This window comes from Luteolibacter sp. LG18, from assembly GCF_036322585.1.
Taxonomy (GTDB): domain Bacteria; phylum Verrucomicrobiota; class Verrucomicrobiia; order Verrucomicrobiales; family Akkermansiaceae; genus Luteolibacter.
Window position 1 is genome coordinate 141,534 of record NZ_AP024600.1, and the last position, 16,957, is coordinate 158,490.

Below are 16,957 nucleotides of genomic sequence, written 5' to 3' on the forward strand. Positions count from 1 at the left end.
TAGGAGCCGTTATTCCGGCCTGCGGATGCGGGCGGGCACGTCCTTAATCTGGATGCCCGCCTTGGTCAACGCATCCCAAATGCCCAGCAGCCGCTCGATCGGCAGGCCTTTGTCCGCCTCCAGCTCCAGCTTGCGACCGGGATTCTTCTTCATGAACGCCTGCAGGTAGGAGTCGAGCAGCCCGTCCGGCACCGCCAGCGAGTCCAGCATCACCTGCCCCGCGGCATCCACCCGGATCACGGAGCGGGACGCGCCCTCCTTGTCCGAGGGCAGCTCGTGCACCGTCGGCAACTCGATCCGCATCACGTCCCGCGGTTTTTTCGTCTGCGTGGTGACGATGAAATAGATCAGCAGCACCAGCAGGATATCGATCAACGGCACGATCTGTGCCGTCTTCTGGATCTTGGGCGGACGTTGGAACCTCACGACCGGTCAGGGATTGGAGGGTTTCGCGCAAAAACGGGCCAGATCGGCCAGCACGCTCTCCAGCCGGGCGGTCATGAGCTCGATCCGGCGCACGAACCAAGCGTGGGCGACCAGTGCCACCACCGCGATCGAGATTCCGAAAATCGTGGTGTGCAGCGCCTCGGCAATGCCACGGGCGATCGCGAGATTGTCCGTGGAATCGCTGAGACCGCGGAACACCGACACCAAACCACTGACGGTGCCGAGCAACCCCAGCAGCGGCGCGGCGGCGATGAGAACATCCAGCGTCTGGATCCCGGAGTGCAGGTGAACCATTTCCCCGCGCGCCGCGGCTTCCACCGCGTGCGTGATTTGCGCCTGCTCCTTGCCCGCGTGCCGCACCGTCACCGTCCCCAGCCGGCCCAGCATGCTGGTGCCACGCTGGAACTCCCCCTGGATCACCCGCCACCGGTCGTGGTCGTAGTCTCCTTCCAGCGATTCGATCTTCCTCGCCAGATCCTCGGGCACCACCGTCGCGCGGCGCAGTGACAGTGCCTTGAACACGATCACCGTCACCCCCACCACCGAGGCCAGCACCAGCGGGTAGATGAAAAAGCCGCCTTCACGGAAAAACTTGCCGAGGGTCTCGAGCGCGCCGGGCGAATCCGGCACCTGGGCGGACAGGAATGAAACGAGGGTCATGGGTCAGAAATAGAAAATGATCGTCACCTCCAGCGGCTCCTTGCCGAGGGTCTTCTTGAGATCGTTGGGAATTTTCGGAAACTTGGCGGCCCGGATCGCCTGGTTGGTGAAGCCCTTTTGCACATCGGTGCAATCCACTGCCTCCACCACCTCCACGGACTTCACCTTGCCATCCGGTTCGACCTGGAACTTCACGGTCATGTAGCCAGCGGTGATGTATTTCTGGTAGCGCTCGCAGTTCTGGAGCCAGCCCGTCTGCACCGCATCGCTGACCACCGCCCGGTAGCGCCCCAGCGGGGTGTCGATGACATTCACCGCGCTCTTCCCGGTGCGGGAGATCGAACCGGCGAGTTCGGTCTTCTTCGCCGCCTGAGCCTCCGGCTCGGCGGGCACCGGTGGCTTCACCTCCGGCACCGGCTCGGGTTTCGGCGGCTCGGCAGGCACCAGTGAGGGTTTCTCGGGTTCCGGTGGCGGGGCCGGAACAGGAACGCTCAGCGGCCCTTCGAGAAGATCGGTGGACTTCGCTGCAACCGATGGCTCGGCCACAGGCTCCTGCGGCATGGCTGGCACCGCCGGAATAGAGGGAGCCGCCACTGAACGATCGGGCGCAGGCTCGGCGGGTTTCCCCTCCACCGTCTCGACCACTGCCGCGGACTCTTTCATGCCCGCTTGGGATGGCAGGTCCGGGCCGGTCGCATCGGGAGTCCGCTCGCTGGTGGCGATGGTGTTGCGTTCACCGATGAACGCCGCGGTCACCGGGGCCTCGGTGGACGCTTGATCCTCGGTGGTCTTGGCAAACGGCAGGGACCGCACCGGAGGCAGGGAGGGCGCCGCCGAAGGGGTGGCGGAGTCCGGCTCACTCGTCGGCGGCTTGGGCTTCGGCTCGACCGGAGCCAGCGCTTCGTCGGCAGGCATCACCAGCGCGACCAAATCCACCCGTTCCGGAGGCGGCGGTGGCGGGCTTCCAAGGGAAACCGGGCGCTGGGAAAGGGACAGCCACGCGATGCCGAAAAACAGCCCGCCATTCACCATCAACGACACCAGCAACGACAGGCCCCATAGGGAACCTGCTCCTGCGGAAGGGGTGGCGCGTGCGGCGATCATCGGTCGGGCAACGGGACGATGGCCGATGCCCGGGAAACTCGCAATTCAGGAATCCGGCCGGTCTGGCGGACCGGGAAACCGGATCACCAATCGCCGTAGTGGGGCGGCAGGTGGTTCGCCGAGTCCTTCAGAGAGCAACTCATGTAAAGACTGCCGACGTCGGGAATGACGTCACCGCCATAGCTGTAAGTACCGTTGTGGGGACACTCGGGTGTCGATTCCACGAATTTGCCGAGGCCGACCACCTTGTCCTGAAGGCCCACCACCGTCATCCCCGGCGCGTAGCCGTAGATGTTCGAGTAGCTTCGGACGCCCTTTTGGACACTCTGCAGGTTCATGATGCAGAGGGTGCGGTCGGAACCGTTTTTCCAAGCCTGTGCCCCGATGAAGAGGATCGAGATCAAGGAAAGGAGAACCAGAATGACCACCGTTAATTCCAGGAGGGTCATTCCTTTGCGCCGCGGGGGAACGGCGATGCGCGTAAACGCATGCGACGACCGGCATGCCGGTCGTATTGGCTGATTGGGTTTCATGGGACGTGCCGGGTGAGCAGCGAAGGGAGACCGGGGTGAGCGGCCAGATGGGACAGCAGGAAAACTTTCCAACCTTATAAGTTTTTGGTCGTAAGACAAGAAAGTTTTAAAAACCCTTTGGCATTGCTTAGTTTCGGGACCACCTCCAACAGCGCCAGAGCCCCTTGAAAATCAATTGCTAGGGCCATTTACGCCCTCAATACCCTCCTTCCGGCGGCTTCGCCGGATCCCCTCTCCGCTCCTTCCGAATCCGTGAACCTCAGGCCGGTTCCGGCGGTAGCGCCACCACCGCGTTCCAGCATACCAGGAACCCGCTGGCAAAGTCTTCCGGTCGCGCATCGATCCACGCTTGCACCTCCCGGGGCGGGAACCACTGGGCGGCATCGATCTCCGCACAGGGAAACCGCACCGCGCCATCGTGACGGCAGCGGTAGAGCCGGACATGCTCCCAACCCGTGGCCTCGCACGGTGCGATCCGGGCGATTTCCTCCGGCTCCGCGTCCACGATGCCCATTTCCTCCTCCAGCTCCCGCACCACGGCGGTTTCATAGTCCTCCCCGGCATCCAGGTGCCCGGACACGCTGGAGTCCCAGACGCCCGGATGGGAGTCCTTCAACAGCGAGCGCCGCTGGAGCAGCACCTCGCCACGGCGGTTGACCGCGAAAACGTGGACCGCCCGGTGCAGCAGCCCCTTGGCATGGACTTCCCCGCGGGTCGCTTGGCCGGTGACCTGGTCGTTTTCATCCACCACGTCGAAAATCTCCGCGTCCTTCTGCGGCACGTCCATCAGCGGGTGGGAATCGTAGGCCCGGGCGAGCGCCACCCATTGGTCGAGCGACAACTCCTCGGCACGGGCGGACACCTGGACCCCGATGGACTCCGCCACCTCTTCCCATGCCGGGGTCTCCGGCATGTGCTTCTTGATCTGCTTCCGGCGCTGGGAGAACCCCCGACGCACCAGCTCATCGAACAGGCGGTCGTCGAACGGCGGCAGGCCCGACACCCGCGGTGTCAGAACCGCCACGCTGGAATCGATCTGTGGACGCGGGAAAAACGCCTCCGGTGGCACGGTCCGCAGCGGCTTGACCTCCCAGCCGCTCTGCACGCGGAGGGTCAGGACGCCGTAGTCCTTGGTCCGGGGGACAGCGGCGAGGCGGTCGATGACCTCCTTCTGGAGCATGATGACCGCGCGCTCGAACGGATGCGGGCGGCTCAGGAAATTCTTCAGGATGGCCCCGCCGCAGGAATAGGGCAGGTTGCCGAGGAATTTGACCGGGCGGTGCTTGAAGAGCTTCCGAACATCGAACTTCACGCCGTCTTCGTGATGCACCTCCACGGTGGGCTCGTCCTTGAACCGCTCCTTGAGCATGGCCGCGAGGCGGGCATCGAACTCCACCAGGATCAGACGGCGGACGTTCCCGACCAGGTGCTCGCTGAGCGCCCCGGTTCCCGGGCCGACCTCCACCACGGCGTCGTCCGGCGTGACTTCAAGCTGGGAAACGATCCAGCGGGCGCAATTCGGATCGATCAGGAAATTCTGACCCAACTGGCGGCTGGGGGTCACCCCGGACAGCTCCAGCACCTCACGAATCTCGCGTCCCGTCATCCCGCGGGTTCTTGCGCCATCAAGGCCCGGCGCGCAATCCCCAAGGTCGCCTGAAGAAAGGTGAATTTCTTTTTAGTTTTTTTGAACGTCTTCGGAGGTGGACGGTCTGACTCCTATGAAGACCGCAATCGCGCGTTTTCATGTTAGGGTGAACAGCAGTTGTCAGCCCCCGCTTGCCCCCGAAGGCGACGGGTTGATGATCTCGGCCGCCGGGGGTGGGGACCTCCGGCGGCCAATTTTTTTGTGGAAGCGCGGGAAGAAGCGCAGAAAAAGGGATTGGGCCTCCTGAAAAAGGCAACAAGCCGGTTATCCATTCGCCATTTTCCCCGAAGTCATGAGAAATTGGCACGGGTATTATTAAAAAAGGGATCGCTTTCCGGAAAGGGATTTCTTACGGGTTTGCGAAGTATAACGCACCCTGCTGCATGGCTGGCCATCCCCCTGTCGAATCCAAAACGACCGATCCGATACGCCCGTGGTTCCAAGCATTGGAATCCCTGGGGGAATATATCGGGATCCGATTCGGTCGAGTGAATCTCCACACCAACGAGGTGGAGTGGACCTTTCTGTCCCACAAGGACTTCGACGGCATTGGTGCCTTCGCCCATCTGATGCGTGAAGGCGGGGCGAGGCTTCATCACCTGCCGCAGATCACTCATCCGGCACCGCTCAACTGGACTTCCTTCCTCAGGCTGGTGCCGAAAATGATGAGCCCCCGGAAGCGCCTGAAATGGAAGGCTCTTCCCCAGGGTGCGCCACTCGAGAACATCCAGCAACCCCCTCCCGCGGTCGCTTGGCACGTTTTCAGCGAGGAAGACACCGCGAAGCTGCGCCGTGCGAGCCGCTTGGCCAACGTGTCGGTGAATTCCCTGCTCTTGAAGTATCTTGACCGGGCGGTCCGCAGCGACCTCGCCGATCCATCGTCCTCCATCCCTTGGATGATTCCCGTGAACATGCGGGGCAAGGTCACCCAGGAAAGCGACGTCGCGAACCACGCCAGCTACATCGGCATCCGCATTTTCGCGTCGGAAAGCGTGAAGGACGTCCACCGCCATATTTACGATGCGATCCGGAAGGGCCAGCATTGCGGCAATTGGAAAGCCCTCGATGCGACGGGCTGGACATCCGAGTCCACCAAACAACGCATGGTCAACATGGACCGGGCCACGATCCAGTGGAACCTCGGCGGCTTCTCCAACCTTGGAATCTGGGACCGGGAAAAAGCCATCACCGCGGAAGCCTGCCAAGGGCCGTGGCTGTTCTCCCCGCCGGTGCTCCGCACGCAGTTGGTGGGCGCGGGCTGCATCACTTTCCAAGGCCGCCTCAGCCTGACGCTCCAGATCCATCCGGATCTCACCACCAGCCCGGAAGTCGCGACAAAGTGGATGCGCACCTGGGTGCGGGAAATCGAGTTCGATTTCCCTCCATTCCTGCCTGAGGACGGAATGCCACTGCCGCCCGCTTCCCACGGCTGAACCCTCACGTGAACCTCCTGTCGCGACTTTGACAGGAACTGTTTTCCCCTGCTCACCCCAAAACCCCGATCTCATGCATCCCGTCCGAGTTTCCCTTGCCCGGCTGGCGCTTCTGCCCCTTTCCTGCCTCGCTCTTCCCCATGCCCACGCGGTCGGTTTCCGCTTGCCGAACCAAGACCCGGAGGCGATCGCCCGCGGCAATGCTTTCGCCGCCACGGCGGACAACCCCTCCGCGATCTTCTACAACCCGGCGGGGATCACCCAGCTCGAAGGCCATCAGCTCAGCATCGCTGAATACGCCATTTCAGCGGACATCCATTACACCTCTTTCACCGGAGCGACGGCCAGCACCGACACCACCGTCCAGTTCGTCCCGCAAATCTACTACACCTACTCCCCGAAGGAATCGCCCTGGTCCTTCGGCTTGGGTGTGTACGCACCCTACGGACTCGGCGTGGACTACGGCTCCCGGAGCCCGATTTCCACGATCGCCCAGGAAGCGAAGCTCCTCTATGCCACCGTCAACCCGGTGGTGGCGTACCAAATCAGCCCGACCCTTTCCATCGGCGGCGGCGTAACGCTGAATTACTCGGACGTCGATATCCAGCGCCAGATCGGGTTCGGCCCGGCGGACGGCTTTCGCTTCGATGGTGATGGCTATGGCACCGGTTTCAACCTCGGCCTGCTGTGGCAGCCGGTGACCGAATGGTCGCTCGGCCTCAATTACCGCTCCGCCACCGAGATCGGTTACGATGGCAGATCCATCGCCTTCCCTTACGCCGGCTACAGCCCCACCAGCGCCTCGCTTGATTTCCCGCAGAACGTGGTGGCCGGCGTTTCCTATCGCCCGAACGAGAAGTGGAACTTCGAATTCGACCTCGACTGGACGGACTGGGACGTGGTCAACGATGCCTACTTCCGTGGCACCTTCGGCGGCCCCCAGGTCTTCCCCTTCCGCTACACTTCCGGCTGCATGTACAACTTCGGCGTCACGCGGCAGTTGAACGACGGTTACTTCATCAGTGCGGGTTACATTTTCAGCGAGAATTCCGTACCGGACCGCACGCTCAGCCCTCTCAATCCCGATTCCGATCTCCAACTCGGAAGCATCGGGTTCGGCCACCACGGCGAATGCATCAGTTGGGCGGTGGGCTACCACTTCGCCTACAACGGAGGCCGCACCGTCACCGGCAGTCTAGTGAACTCGCCCACGGGCCAAACCGCCAATGGCCACTACACGACGTTCAACAATGCCGTGAACGTCTCGGTTCGCTACGCCTTTTGAGGCCGAAAATGGGGTCATCTGGCCGGATTTGACCCTAGAACTGCCTTGTTAGCCTGAACTTTTCACCGCACTGTATCGCCAACGAAAGGCGACAGCGCACCTCGGTGAACTGAAAACCTTTCCTACAGAACCGGTGGCCGACGTGCCGCTCGCCAGCGATCAAAATCCGGGGGGAGATTGAAAGTTGGAGGAGCCACCAAGGATCTGCCGGGCTGTTCCCGAAAGAAGCGCGGACCCGCTCCCAAAGGCAGGTCCGCGCTTTTCGTTTCCCGGATTCGCAAGAACCCACCGGCCGGACGAGTATTTCCCGGCGTTCTTTTGCCATGAATTCCGAGTCTTCTTCCGTTTCCCGCCGCGATCTCCTCAAAACCACCCTGCTTTTCAGCTCCGGCCTGCTCACGGGCGGCTGGGCATCCCGCCTCCAGGCGGCCGCCGCGCAAACGGATTTCGGGAAGGGCGGCCTCCACCTGCTCGCCGTGGGCGACTACGGCACGGCCAATGCCGAGCAGAAGCAGGTGGCCGACCAGATGAACGCCTTCGCCGGCAAGCTGGGGTCACCGCTGGGCGCGGTGCTCGCGCTGGGGGACAACTTCTACGGAATGATGACCCCGGAGCGCTTCCAGCCGGGATTCGAGGAGATGTATTCGAAGGAGCATCTCGATTGCCCGTTCTACGCGCTCCTCGGCAACCACGACTACGGCCCGCAATACGACTCCAAGCAGGGCCGCGCGAAGGCGGACATGCAGCTGGCCTACGCCCGGGCCAATCCCGCCTCCCGCTGGAAGATGCCCGCGAAGTGGTACTCCTTCGAGCTGGGGGCCCCCGGCAAGCCGCTGGTGAAGGTGATCTACCTGGACGGAAACTACTTCGAAGGCGCGCTGACGCCGCAGGAGAAGATCGAGCAGAAGCGCTGGCTGGAGGCCGAGATGACGAAGAAGACCGACGCCAAGTGGCTGTGGGTGGTCTCCCACTACCCGCTATTCTCGGACACCACCAAGCGCGGCGACAAGGAGGGCGTTAAGCTCCTCGAAAACTGGGGCTCCTACCTGCGGGAGAAGCCGGTGTCCCTCTACCTCTCCGGCCACGACCACAATCTCCAGCACCTGCGGGTGGAGGGCTACCGGGCCAGCTTCCTGGTGTCCGGAGGCGGCGGAGCCTCCCGCTACGAGGTCCAGCAGTCGCCGCGCGGCTTTTCGATGCAGACGCGCGGCTTCAACCACATCCACGTCACCGAGGACAAATTGACCGTGCAGCTCATCAACCCGGAAGGCCAGCGGCTGCACGCCTTCGAACAGACGATCGCGGGCGAAACGCGGATCCTGTCGGTCTGACCGATGATTCAGGCCGGATCGCGGTGAACCGTGTCCGGCGAGAAGGCCGGGAGGCAGACGGCGATGTATTCCGCGCCTTCCGGTCCGGGGGAACTGTAACGGATCCATTCGCCCGCTTGGGTCACGATCGCCTGTCCGGCCGCGACCTGGTGGGTTTCGTCCCGGGTTTCCACCTGAAGGACGCCGCGGAGGACCACGGTGTATTCATCGAACTCCGGCGTCTGGCCCGGTTCCGCCCAGCCGGACGGGCTGACCATGCGGGCAATGCTGGTGGCGGCGGTGCCGGAGTTCACCCGGCCGAAGTATTCCTCGATGATCTTCGGAGGTTCGCCGTGGGCGTGGATGCGGGTCGGGGCGGGAATGAGGCGTGCCATGGCCTGAGATTGCATGCTCCGGGCCGGGGGACAAGCGGGTGGAATGGCGGGGTGATTTTGCAAGATACGCCACCCGCGGAGATCATGTAATTTTCATCCGATCTTCATTCCCTGCCACGGCAGGTCTGTTAGCGTCACCGAAGATCAGATTTCCGAATTCCCATGGAACACGCCTCCGAAACCGAAGTTGTCAACGCGGGCAAGCACCTGCGCTCGCTGGTCAACGGCCTCAACCAAGTGCTGTTCGGCCAGGAGGAGCTGATCGAACTGGTGCTGACGGGGGTGCTGGCCCGCGGCCACATCCTGCTGGAAGGCCTGCCCGGCCTCGGCAAGACCGAGCTGGTGAAGGGCCTTTCCAAGCTGCTGCGCCTCGGCACCAAGCGCGTCCAGTTCACGCCGGACCTGCTGCCCGGTGACATCACCGGCAACCCGGTGCTCCAGGAGACCAACGGCCGCCGCGAGTTCGTGTTCCAGCCCGGCCCGCTCTTCACCAACATCGTGCTGGCGGACGAAATCAACCGCGCCTCGCCGAAGACCCAGTCCGCGCTGCTGGAGGCGATGCAGGAGCGCCGCGTGACGGTGCTAGGAGAGACCCACCCGCTGCCGAAGCCGTTCTTCGTGCTCGCCACCCAGAACCCGATCGAACTGGAAGGCACCTATCCGCTGCCGGAGGCCCAGCTCGACCGTTTCTTGTTCAAGCTGGAGGTCACCCGCAACAACGTGGACACCCTGCAACGGATCGTTTCCAACCGCGAGATCGGCACCGAGCCGCAGGTGGATCCGGTGATGGACGCCGCCACCCTCGATGAACTGCTCGAACTGGTGCGCCGCATCTTCCTGCCAGACGTGGTGGCGAACTACATCGCCCGGCTGGTGGACGCCACCCATCCCGGACAATCCGCGGCTTCCCACGGCATCCGCTACGGAGCCAGTCCGCGCGCGGCACTGGCGCTGGCGTCGGCGGCCAAGGCGCGTGCACTGATGAACGAGCGCACGCATGGCAGCTTCGAGGACGTGAAGGCCGTGGCTCCGGCGGTGCTGCGCCACCGCATCGTGCTGGACTACAACGCCCGCGTCGAAGGCCTCACGCCGAACGACCTGGTGCGCTCGCTTCTCGAGGAGGTGCCGTTCCAATCCGCGGCCACGCCGAAGAGTCTCAAGGCCTGACCCGGCCACCCCCTTCCACCCTCCTCCCCGAGTGATCCCCTTCCCCATGCGCCGGCTCGCCCTGTTGTTCGCCCTCGCGTCCTGCGCCTCCGCGCAGGAGCAGATGATCCGTGAGGTCATCGATACCAAGACCGACACCCACGTCGAGATCACCGCCCTGTTCTCCGGCCCGGCGCCCCGCGGCTACCTGCCGGTGCGGGTGAAAATGGCGAACCGGCTCGAATCGAACCGCTCGGTCACCCTTTCGTTCGACAGCACGGCGAGTTCCTACGGCTATTCCTACGGCCGGGGCGATGGCGGAAAGATGTCGTCGTCCTTCACCTTCGACGCGCCCGCGGAGAAGAACACCGAGCATGACATCCTGGTACCGCTGCCAACGGTGATCACCAGCGACGATGGCTCGATGAACGTGAGCGTGCGGCTCTCCGGGAGCATGGGGGCTGCCACCAACTCGATCAGCGCCCAGTTCGGGGACAAGCTGCCCGCGGTCCTGCTCGGAGAAAACCTCTACACCGCCAACGCTTCGGAACTGGACAAGGAGATCGCCTCGCGTTCCTCGGGGCGCTCGGGCCGGACCGAGTTCGCGTCGAAGTTCGATGCCCGGATGATGCCGGACGATTGGCGTGCCTATTCGGGCTACGACAGCATCCTGATGACGGACGCCGAGTGGACCGCCTCCTCGCCTGGTGCGAAGAACGCGGTGGTGGTGTGGACCCGGTTGGGAGGCCAGCTCGTGATCTACACGGACAGCGCGTCCCTCGCGTCGCTGGGGCTGCCGGACGATAGCAGCTATGGGAGCATTACCTTGGCACGCACGGCGGGTGCCTTGAAACTGGACGCGGCCAAAACCGTGGATCTGGTGACCAAGAAACCGCCGGTGCCCGCGCAGTTGACATCCCTGAACGGCGATTACAGCTCGTCCTGGCCGCTACAACACGAGTTCGGACAGGTGGGCTTCAACTACGCCGTGTTCATCGTCATCCTGATCGCGTTCGGCGTGATCGTCGGCCCGGTGAACCTGTTCGTGTTCGCGAAAACGGGACGCCGCCACCGGCTGTTCATCACCACCCCGCTGATCTCGCTGGCCGCGAGCCTGATCCTGGTGCTGCTGATTCTCATCCAGGACGGGTTCGGTGGCCGTGGTGCCCGCGCGGTGCTGATGGAGGTCCGCCCGGACCGCAATGAGAACGCGGCCTATCTCCACCAGGAGCAGTTCAGCCGCACTGGCGTGCTGACGGGGGCGCGTTTCACCCTGCAGGAACCAGCCGCGATCTCACCGGTGCCGCTCGATTCCGACAACCGCTGGGCCCGCCTGACGCTGCGCAACGGAGGCTCCGACAACGGCTACGCCGCCAATTTCGTGGACGGCAAGCTCGAGACCTCCGGCGACTGGTTCCAAAGCCGCTCGGAGCAAGGCCAGATCCTCGACTCCGTGGTGCCCACCCGCGGACGGATCGAGCTGAGCGGCAGCGGCACGCCGGTGCTGCTCTCGACCTTCGAGTTCCCGATCGAAACCCTCTACTATCAGGACGCCGCCAAGAAATGGTGGAAGGCCACCAACCTTCAGCCCGGCGCCAAAGTCACGCCCACCAGTGTGTCCGACACCGAGGTGAAGAACGCCGTGGCCGACGAAAGCCGGCGTTTCGGCGCCCGCCACCGCGCCATGCTGACGAAAGCCTCCATCCGCCCCGGCACCTTCGTGGCGGTCACCAACTCCGCTCCCGGCGTGGAAACCTACAAGAGCATCAAATGGCAGAGCACCCGGACCGTGATCACCGGCCCGGCCTTCACCCCCTGACCGACCATGTCCGCCGCACTCAAAGTCCACAACCTCTACCGCTACTTCGGCCAGCTCCAGGCCGTGAACGGGGTTTCATTCGAAGTGCCGCACGGTTCGGTGTGCGGTTTCGTCGGCGCGAACGGCGCGGGCAAGACGACCACCATGCGGATCCTGGCGACGCTCGACTACCCGACCATGGGGGTCGCCGAGGTGTGCGGGATCAACGTGGTGAACCACCCGTCCGAGGTCCGCAGGCTGATCGGCTGGATGCCGGACCATTTCGGCAACTACGAGCACATGACGGTGCTCGAGTATCTCGACTTCTACGCCCGCGCCCTGGGCTACAAGGGCAAGGAACGCCGCCAGCGTGTGCAGGAAGTGATGGAGTTCACCGACCTGATCCCGCTGGCCGAACGTTTCTCGAACAAGCTCTCGAAAGGCATGACCCAGCGGCTCGGCCTGGGTCGCGCGCTGCTTCATGACCCGCAGGTGCTGATCATGGACGAGCCCGCCGCGGGTCTCGACCCGAAGGCACGCGTGGAGCTCAAGCACCTGATCCGGGTGCTGGCGAAGGAAGGAAAGACGATCTTCATTTCCTCCCACATCCTCTCCGAGCTCGGTGAGATGTGCGATTCGCTGCTGTTCATCAACGCCGGCCGGGTGGTGCACCACGGCAACGCGGAGGATCTCAAGCGCGGCGCGGATGCCCTGGGCGGCGTGCTTTACGACGTGCAGGTGGACGGCAGCGCGCAGGCGGTGTCCGACTGGTGCGTGCTGCAACCGCATGTGGAATTCCTGGAAGCCCGCAAGCACGGCGGCCGCATCCGCATCGAGACGGACGATCCGGCGAAGGCCGCGGACGTGCTCTCGCGGATGGTGAAGGACGGGCTGCGGGTGGTGGAGTTCCACCGCGAGCAGCGGAACCTGGAGGACGCCTTCATCGACATCCTCGGCCGCCTCGAGCGTGGCGAGAAGAACGTGATCGCCCCGCCGCCGATGCCCGAACCGGCCACCGCCGCCCAATCCTGATCCGATGTCCTCCGTACTTGATCGAGCCAACGATTTCTCCGACCGCCTCTCGCCGATGCTGGTGAAAGAGCTGCGGCAGGGGCTGCGGGCGAAGACCTTCGTGATCGTGTTCCTGGTGCTGCAAGGGCTGCTGGGGCTGATCCTGCTGGCCGCCAGCGCCGGGTCCACCTCCGCCCGCGCGGGCGAAAAGGTCTCCGAAATCGTGTTCGTGTTCTTTTCCCTCACGGTGCTGGTGATCCAGCCGCTGCGGGGCATCGGCGTGTTGTCCGGGGAGATCCGAGGGCAGACGATCGACCTGATGGTGCTGACCCGACTGAGCGCGATGCGCATCGTGCTGGGCAAGTGGGTGGCGATCGTGAGCCAGTCCGCGCTGATCGCGGCGACGATCTTCCCCTACCTGATCCTGCGCTACTACTTCGGCGGCATGTCGCTCTTCGCCGAGCTGCTGATGGTGCTGATGATCCTGCTGCTCTCCGCCGGTTTCACCGCGATCACGGTGGGTATCTCCGCCTGCTCCTCGATGCTGGTGCGGGGGATCCTGCCGATCCTCGCCTCGCTGCCGCTGGTGATGGTCATCTTCAAGTTCGGCTTCAGCGGGGAACTCGTGCGGCTGATCGAGGTTTTCACGTTCGCGGATGTCGAGGTGACCTGCGCGCTGCTGGTGTTCCTGCTGGCGGTGGCCCACATCGGCGCCTGCATGCTTTCGATGGGAGCCTCGTTGATCGCGCCACACGCGGAGAATCACGCCACCCCGCGACGCCTGGCGGCGCTGGCGGTGCTGGTGGCCGTCCCGCTGCTGCTGCGGGCCGCCAAGGTCGACGAGGACGTCGCTCCATATCTCTGGTTCGTGTTCGCGGCGCTGCCGGTCACCATGGCCCTCACCGAACCGATCTCACTGGTGCCCTCCATCGTGCAGAAATTCACCGCGCGTGGAGCCGCCGGAAAACTGGCCGGGCGTTTCCTGTATCCCGGATGGCCGTCGGGCGTGTTCTACTCCTTCGTTGTCATCGGGCTCGGCGTGGCCGCGGTGCCGGTGATGATCAAGAATCCCGATACCGAAGAGTGGGCGACGCTGTTCGGCCTGATCGGCAGCCTGCTGCTGCCCGGTCTGGTGGTCGTGATGTTCGACAAGAAGATCAAGGACCGCTTCGCCGTTTTCCTCCTGACGTGGGCCATGTCCTTCGGGCTCTCGATGGTGATGGCGGCGATCGCCGATGAAATGGCCTCGAAGGGCGTCCTGTGGGCCTTCACCTGGAGCCCGTTGATCACCCTGCCGATGGTGCACGACAGCCATTTCGACAAGGAACCGGTCATGACCATCGCGATGGTGTTCTGTGCTCTCTATGGCGCGATCCTGCTGGTGCGCTCGCTCGCGACGCAGAAGGTGATCCGCGAGGTGGAATCCCAATCGCTCTCCGAATGACCGCGGACGATCTCCAGAAATGCCACAGCCGCGCGCTGGCCACCGCCGGGCGGCTGCGCCTGCCACTGCGCTCGAAGGTCTGGCGCGGCCAGGCGGGCGAGTTCAATGGGGGCGGGACCGGCTCCTCGCTCGATTTCCAGGACCACCGTTCCTACGTGCCGGGCGACGACCCGCGCCACCTGAACTGGCAGGCCTACGCACGCACCGGGCACTACACGATGAAGCTCTACCGCGAGGAAGTGCGGCCGGTGGTGGACTTGATCTTCGATGCCTCGGAGTCGATGTTCTTCGATCCGGTGAAGGCCGCGCGCTCCGCGGAGCTGTTCTACTTCATCGTCGAAACCACCCGCGCGAACGGCGCCAGCGTGGGCATCCATGTGGTGCGTGGCGATGCCTCGGTGCGTGTGGACCCAGACAGCATCCCGACCCACCGCTGGCTGGAGGCCGCGCGCAAGCTGCCCGCCACCGACCTCGCCGCGCCGCTCGATCTTTCCCGCGTGGCCCTGCGCGCGAACGCGGTGCGGGTGTTGATCTCCGACCTGCTGTTTCCCGGCAATCCCGATCCCCTGCTCCGCCACCTCGGCCAGCGCCACGGCAGCACCATCGTCTTCGCCCCGTTCCTGGAGAGCGAGGCGAAGCCGGACTGGGCAGGCAACTACGAGTTCGTCGACGCCGAGCGGCAGACCCGCCACCAGCACCGCATCGAGCCCACCGTGCTCGACCGGTACCTGGCGGCCTACGCACGGCACTTCTCGCTGTGGAAGCAATCGTGCCGCCGCCACCAGGCCGCGTTCGCGCGGGTGCCCGCGGAACCCGATCTCGCCACCGCCCTCTTCAGCTCCGCCATCCCGGTGGGGGCACTGGAAACATCCCATTGACCCGCGATTGATTCACCCGTGCTGACCCTTTCCAATCCCTATGGCCTCTGGGCACTGGCCGGCATCCCGGTGGTGATCGCCATCCATTTCCTCCAGCGGAAGTCGGTGGTGCTGCCGGTGTCCACCCTGTTCCTGCTGGAGAAGACCCAGCGGGAGTCCGCCAGCGGGCGGCGGTTCGACCGACTGATGAACTCGGTACCGCTGTGGATGCAGTTGCTGGCGATCCTGCTGCTGGCCTGGTTCCTGGCGGAGCCTCGCTACCAGAAACCCCGTAGCACGCAGCGGGTGGCGGTGGTGCTGGATGCCTCCGCCTCGATGAACGTGTTCAAGGACAAGGCGGTCGAGCAACTGAAGGCGCGCCTGCCGCAGTTGCAGGGCCCGGCCGCGGCGCTGGACCTGATCGTGTTCGAGAGCACCCCGGGACGCCCGCGGTTGTATGCCGGGGATTCGCCCGAGAAACTGGTGGAGGCGCTCAAGGACTGGCATCCGCGGGAAGGCCTCACCGATCCCTCGCAGGCGCTGCGCCTGGCGCGCTCGCTGGTGTCGCGGGAAGGCATCGTGGTGTACGTCACCGACACGCCCGCCGAGAAGCTGCCGTTCGACGCGCGGCTGCTGGCGGTGGGCGAGCCGATCCAGAACGTCGGTTTCACCGGCCTGGGCTTCAGCCGCGAGGAAGGCACGGTGGTGTGGCGGGCGCTGGTGCGGAACTACGGCAGCGAAAGCGCCGACCGCACCTGGACCTTGGAAACCCCGGCCGGACGCAGCGAACCGAAAGCAATCCATCTCGCCCCGAACGGACTCACCGAACTCCAGGCCGCCTTCCCGGCGGGCACGGACAAGGCGCGGGTGGTGCTTTCGAGCGACCAGTTCACGGCCGATGACGTGCTGCCGCTGGTGCGTCCGCAACCGAAGCCACTGACCCTCTTCGCAGGCACCAGCGAGCTCTTCCGCGATCTCACGGACAAGCTTCTGCGCGCGATCGAGGCGATGGACCCGGGCAACGACGCCTCCACCGCTGATCTCGCGCTGGTCAGCTACGATCCGCTCGACCCCGTGCTGCCGCCGGGCAATGCCGTGGTGTTCGTCCACGACGCGACCAAGGGCGGCTCGTATCTCAAGGGCGGCATCGTTCCCGAACCCCATCCGCTGATGGACGGGCTCAACTGGCAGGCGCTGCTGGTCCGCGAAACGATCACCCTGGAGCGCACGACCGCCGACCGCGTGCTGCTGTGGCAGGGCGACCGGCCGCTGATTTTCCTCCGCGAAACCGTGCCGACGCCCGACGCCCCACCGGTCCGCCAGCTCTGCTTCAACTTCGACCTGCGGCTCTCCAATGCCGCCACCCAACCGGCCTTCATCGTCATGCTCCACCGGTTCGCCGAGTCGATCCGCGAAACCAAGGTGGCGGCGGCCGCTGACAACCTGGAGACCACCCAAACGTTCCGCCTCGCGTCGCACCCGGCCAAGACCGGCAAACCGCCGGTGCCGGTGGAGGTCCGCTCGCTCGATCTCGATGGCAAGGCGATCGCCACCAGCGAGGTTCGTCCCGGCGATCCACTGCAAGCCCCGCTCGACCCGGGCTTCCTCACGGTGAAACAGGGCGAGGAAACGCTGCTGACGGCCTCCGTCCACTACGGGGACACCCGCGAGGCGGACTTCAATGGCTGCGGCAGCGCGGACACGCTCGACAAGAATTCCGGCACCGCCATCGAGCGCCACACCATGGAAGACCCGCTGTGGCGGATCGGCCTGCTGGCGCTGGTCCTGGCGCTGCTGGTGTCCTGGCACTACACGGTGGGACGGGTCCGGACCGCGGACCTCACCCCGGCCACCCCGAACCCGCAACCGGGCTCCTGACCTCTCCT

15 protein-coding genes are annotated in these 16,957 nt (G+C 64.6%); 9 read left to right on the top strand and 6 right to left on the bottom strand.

The genetic code is table 11. The features are described 5' to 3' along the window. Positions 1 to 9: 9 nt before the first annotated feature. The 5 genes from llg_RS00575 to rsmA form a co-directional block, all read right to left on the bottom strand. The gene (locus llg_RS00575) at positions 10 to 426 is read right to left on the bottom strand and encodes a biopolymer transporter ExbD (RefSeq protein ID WP_338287553.1); all 417 of its coding nucleotides are present in this window, start codon (positions 424 to 426) and stop codon (positions 10 to 12) included. A 6-nt stretch (positions 427 to 432) separates the two neighbouring features. Then, positions 433 to 1,107 (bottom strand): MotA/TolQ/ExbB proton channel family protein, encoded by a 675-nt coding sequence (locus llg_RS00580; protein WP_338287554.1) that lies wholly within the window; start codon positions 1,105 to 1,107, stop codon positions 433 to 435. A 3-nt stretch (positions 1,108 to 1,110) separates the two neighbouring features. Next, positions 1,111 to 2,211: a hypothetical protein gene (locus llg_RS00585; protein WP_338287555.1), complete on the bottom strand. Its 1,101-nt coding sequence runs from the start codon at positions 2,209 to 2,211 to the stop codon at positions 1,111 to 1,113. Between the two features lie 83 nt (positions 2,212 to 2,294). Next, positions 2,295 to 2,615 carry a hypothetical protein gene (locus llg_RS00590; RefSeq protein ID WP_338287557.1) on the bottom strand — a complete coding sequence of 107 codons (321 nt, stop codon included), beginning with the start codon at positions 2,613 to 2,615 and terminating at the stop codon, positions 2,295 to 2,297. Between the two features lie 388 nt (positions 2,616 to 3,003). Continuing rightward, positions 3,004 to 4,350: a 16S rRNA (adenine(1518)-N(6)/adenine(1519)-N(6))-dimethyltransferase RsmA gene (rsmA, locus tag llg_RS00595; RefSeq protein ID WP_338287558.1), complete on the bottom strand. Its 1,347-nt coding sequence runs from the start codon at positions 4,348 to 4,350 to the stop codon at positions 3,004 to 3,006. A gap of 530 nt (positions 4,351 to 4,880) precedes the next feature. Here rsmA and llg_RS00600 point away from each other — a divergent pair. The 3 genes from llg_RS00600 (at position 4,881) to llg_RS00610 (ending at position 8,441) form a co-directional block, all read left to right on the top strand. Continuing rightward, complete coding sequence (locus llg_RS00600; protein ID WP_338287559.1) at positions 4,881 to 5,825, top strand: hypothetical protein; 945 nt, start codon at positions 4,881 to 4,883, stop codon at positions 5,823 to 5,825. Between the two features lie 73 nt (positions 5,826 to 5,898). Next, complete coding sequence (locus tag llg_RS00605) at positions 5,899 to 7,110, top strand: outer membrane protein transport protein (protein ID WP_338287560.1); 1,212 nt, start codon at positions 5,899 to 5,901, stop codon at positions 7,108 to 7,110. A 323-nt stretch (positions 7,111 to 7,433) separates the two neighbouring features. Then, entirely contained in the window at positions 7,434 to 8,441 is a 1,008-nt protein-coding gene (locus llg_RS00610; RefSeq protein ID WP_338287561.1) for a metallophosphoesterase, read from the top strand. Positions 8,442 to 8,449: 8 nt separating this feature from the next. Here the strand turns inward: llg_RS00610 and llg_RS00615 are convergent, their stop codons facing one another. After that, positions 8,450 to 8,815: a cupin domain-containing protein gene (locus llg_RS00615; protein WP_338287562.1), complete on the bottom strand. Its 366-nt coding sequence runs from the start codon at positions 8,813 to 8,815 to the stop codon at positions 8,450 to 8,452. A 162-nt stretch (positions 8,816 to 8,977) separates the two neighbouring features. On the opposite strand from llg_RS00615, the gene llg_RS00620 reads away from it, so the two are divergent. The 6 genes from llg_RS00620 to llg_RS00645 are packed head-to-tail and all read left to right on the top strand — an operon-like array spanning position 8,978 to position 16,949. Beyond that, a complete protein-coding gene (locus tag llg_RS00620) occupies positions 8,978 to 9,982 on the top strand; it encodes an AAA family ATPase (RefSeq protein ID WP_338287563.1) in 1,005 nt (334 codons plus the stop codon). A gap of 46 nt (positions 9,983 to 10,028) precedes the next feature. After that, on the top strand, positions 10,029 to 11,780 hold the full coding sequence (locus llg_RS00625; protein ID WP_338287564.1) for a hypothetical protein: 1,752 nt from the start codon (positions 10,029 to 10,031) through the stop codon (positions 11,778 to 11,780). 6 nt (positions 11,781 to 11,786) lie between these two features. Next, complete coding sequence (locus llg_RS00630; RefSeq protein ID WP_338287565.1) at positions 11,787 to 12,791, top strand: ABC transporter ATP-binding protein; 1,005 nt, start codon at positions 11,787 to 11,789, stop codon at positions 12,789 to 12,791. Between the two features lie 4 nt (positions 12,792 to 12,795). Beyond that, a complete protein-coding gene (locus llg_RS00635; protein ID WP_338287566.1) occupies positions 12,796 to 14,214 on the top strand; it encodes a hypothetical protein in 1,419 nt (472 codons plus the stop codon). Beyond that, complete coding sequence (locus llg_RS00640; RefSeq protein ID WP_338287567.1) at positions 14,211 to 15,092, top strand: DUF58 domain-containing protein; 882 nt, start codon at positions 14,211 to 14,213, stop codon at positions 15,090 to 15,092. The genes llg_RS00635 and llg_RS00640 overlap by 4 nt, the downstream gene beginning before the upstream one ends. Before the next feature lie 18 nt (positions 15,093 to 15,110). After that, on the top strand, positions 15,111 to 16,949 hold the full coding sequence (locus llg_RS00645) for a BatA domain-containing protein (RefSeq protein WP_338287568.1): 1,839 nt from the start codon (positions 15,111 to 15,113) through the stop codon (positions 16,947 to 16,949). The last annotated feature ends 8 nt before the right edge of the window (positions 16,950 to 16,957 follow it).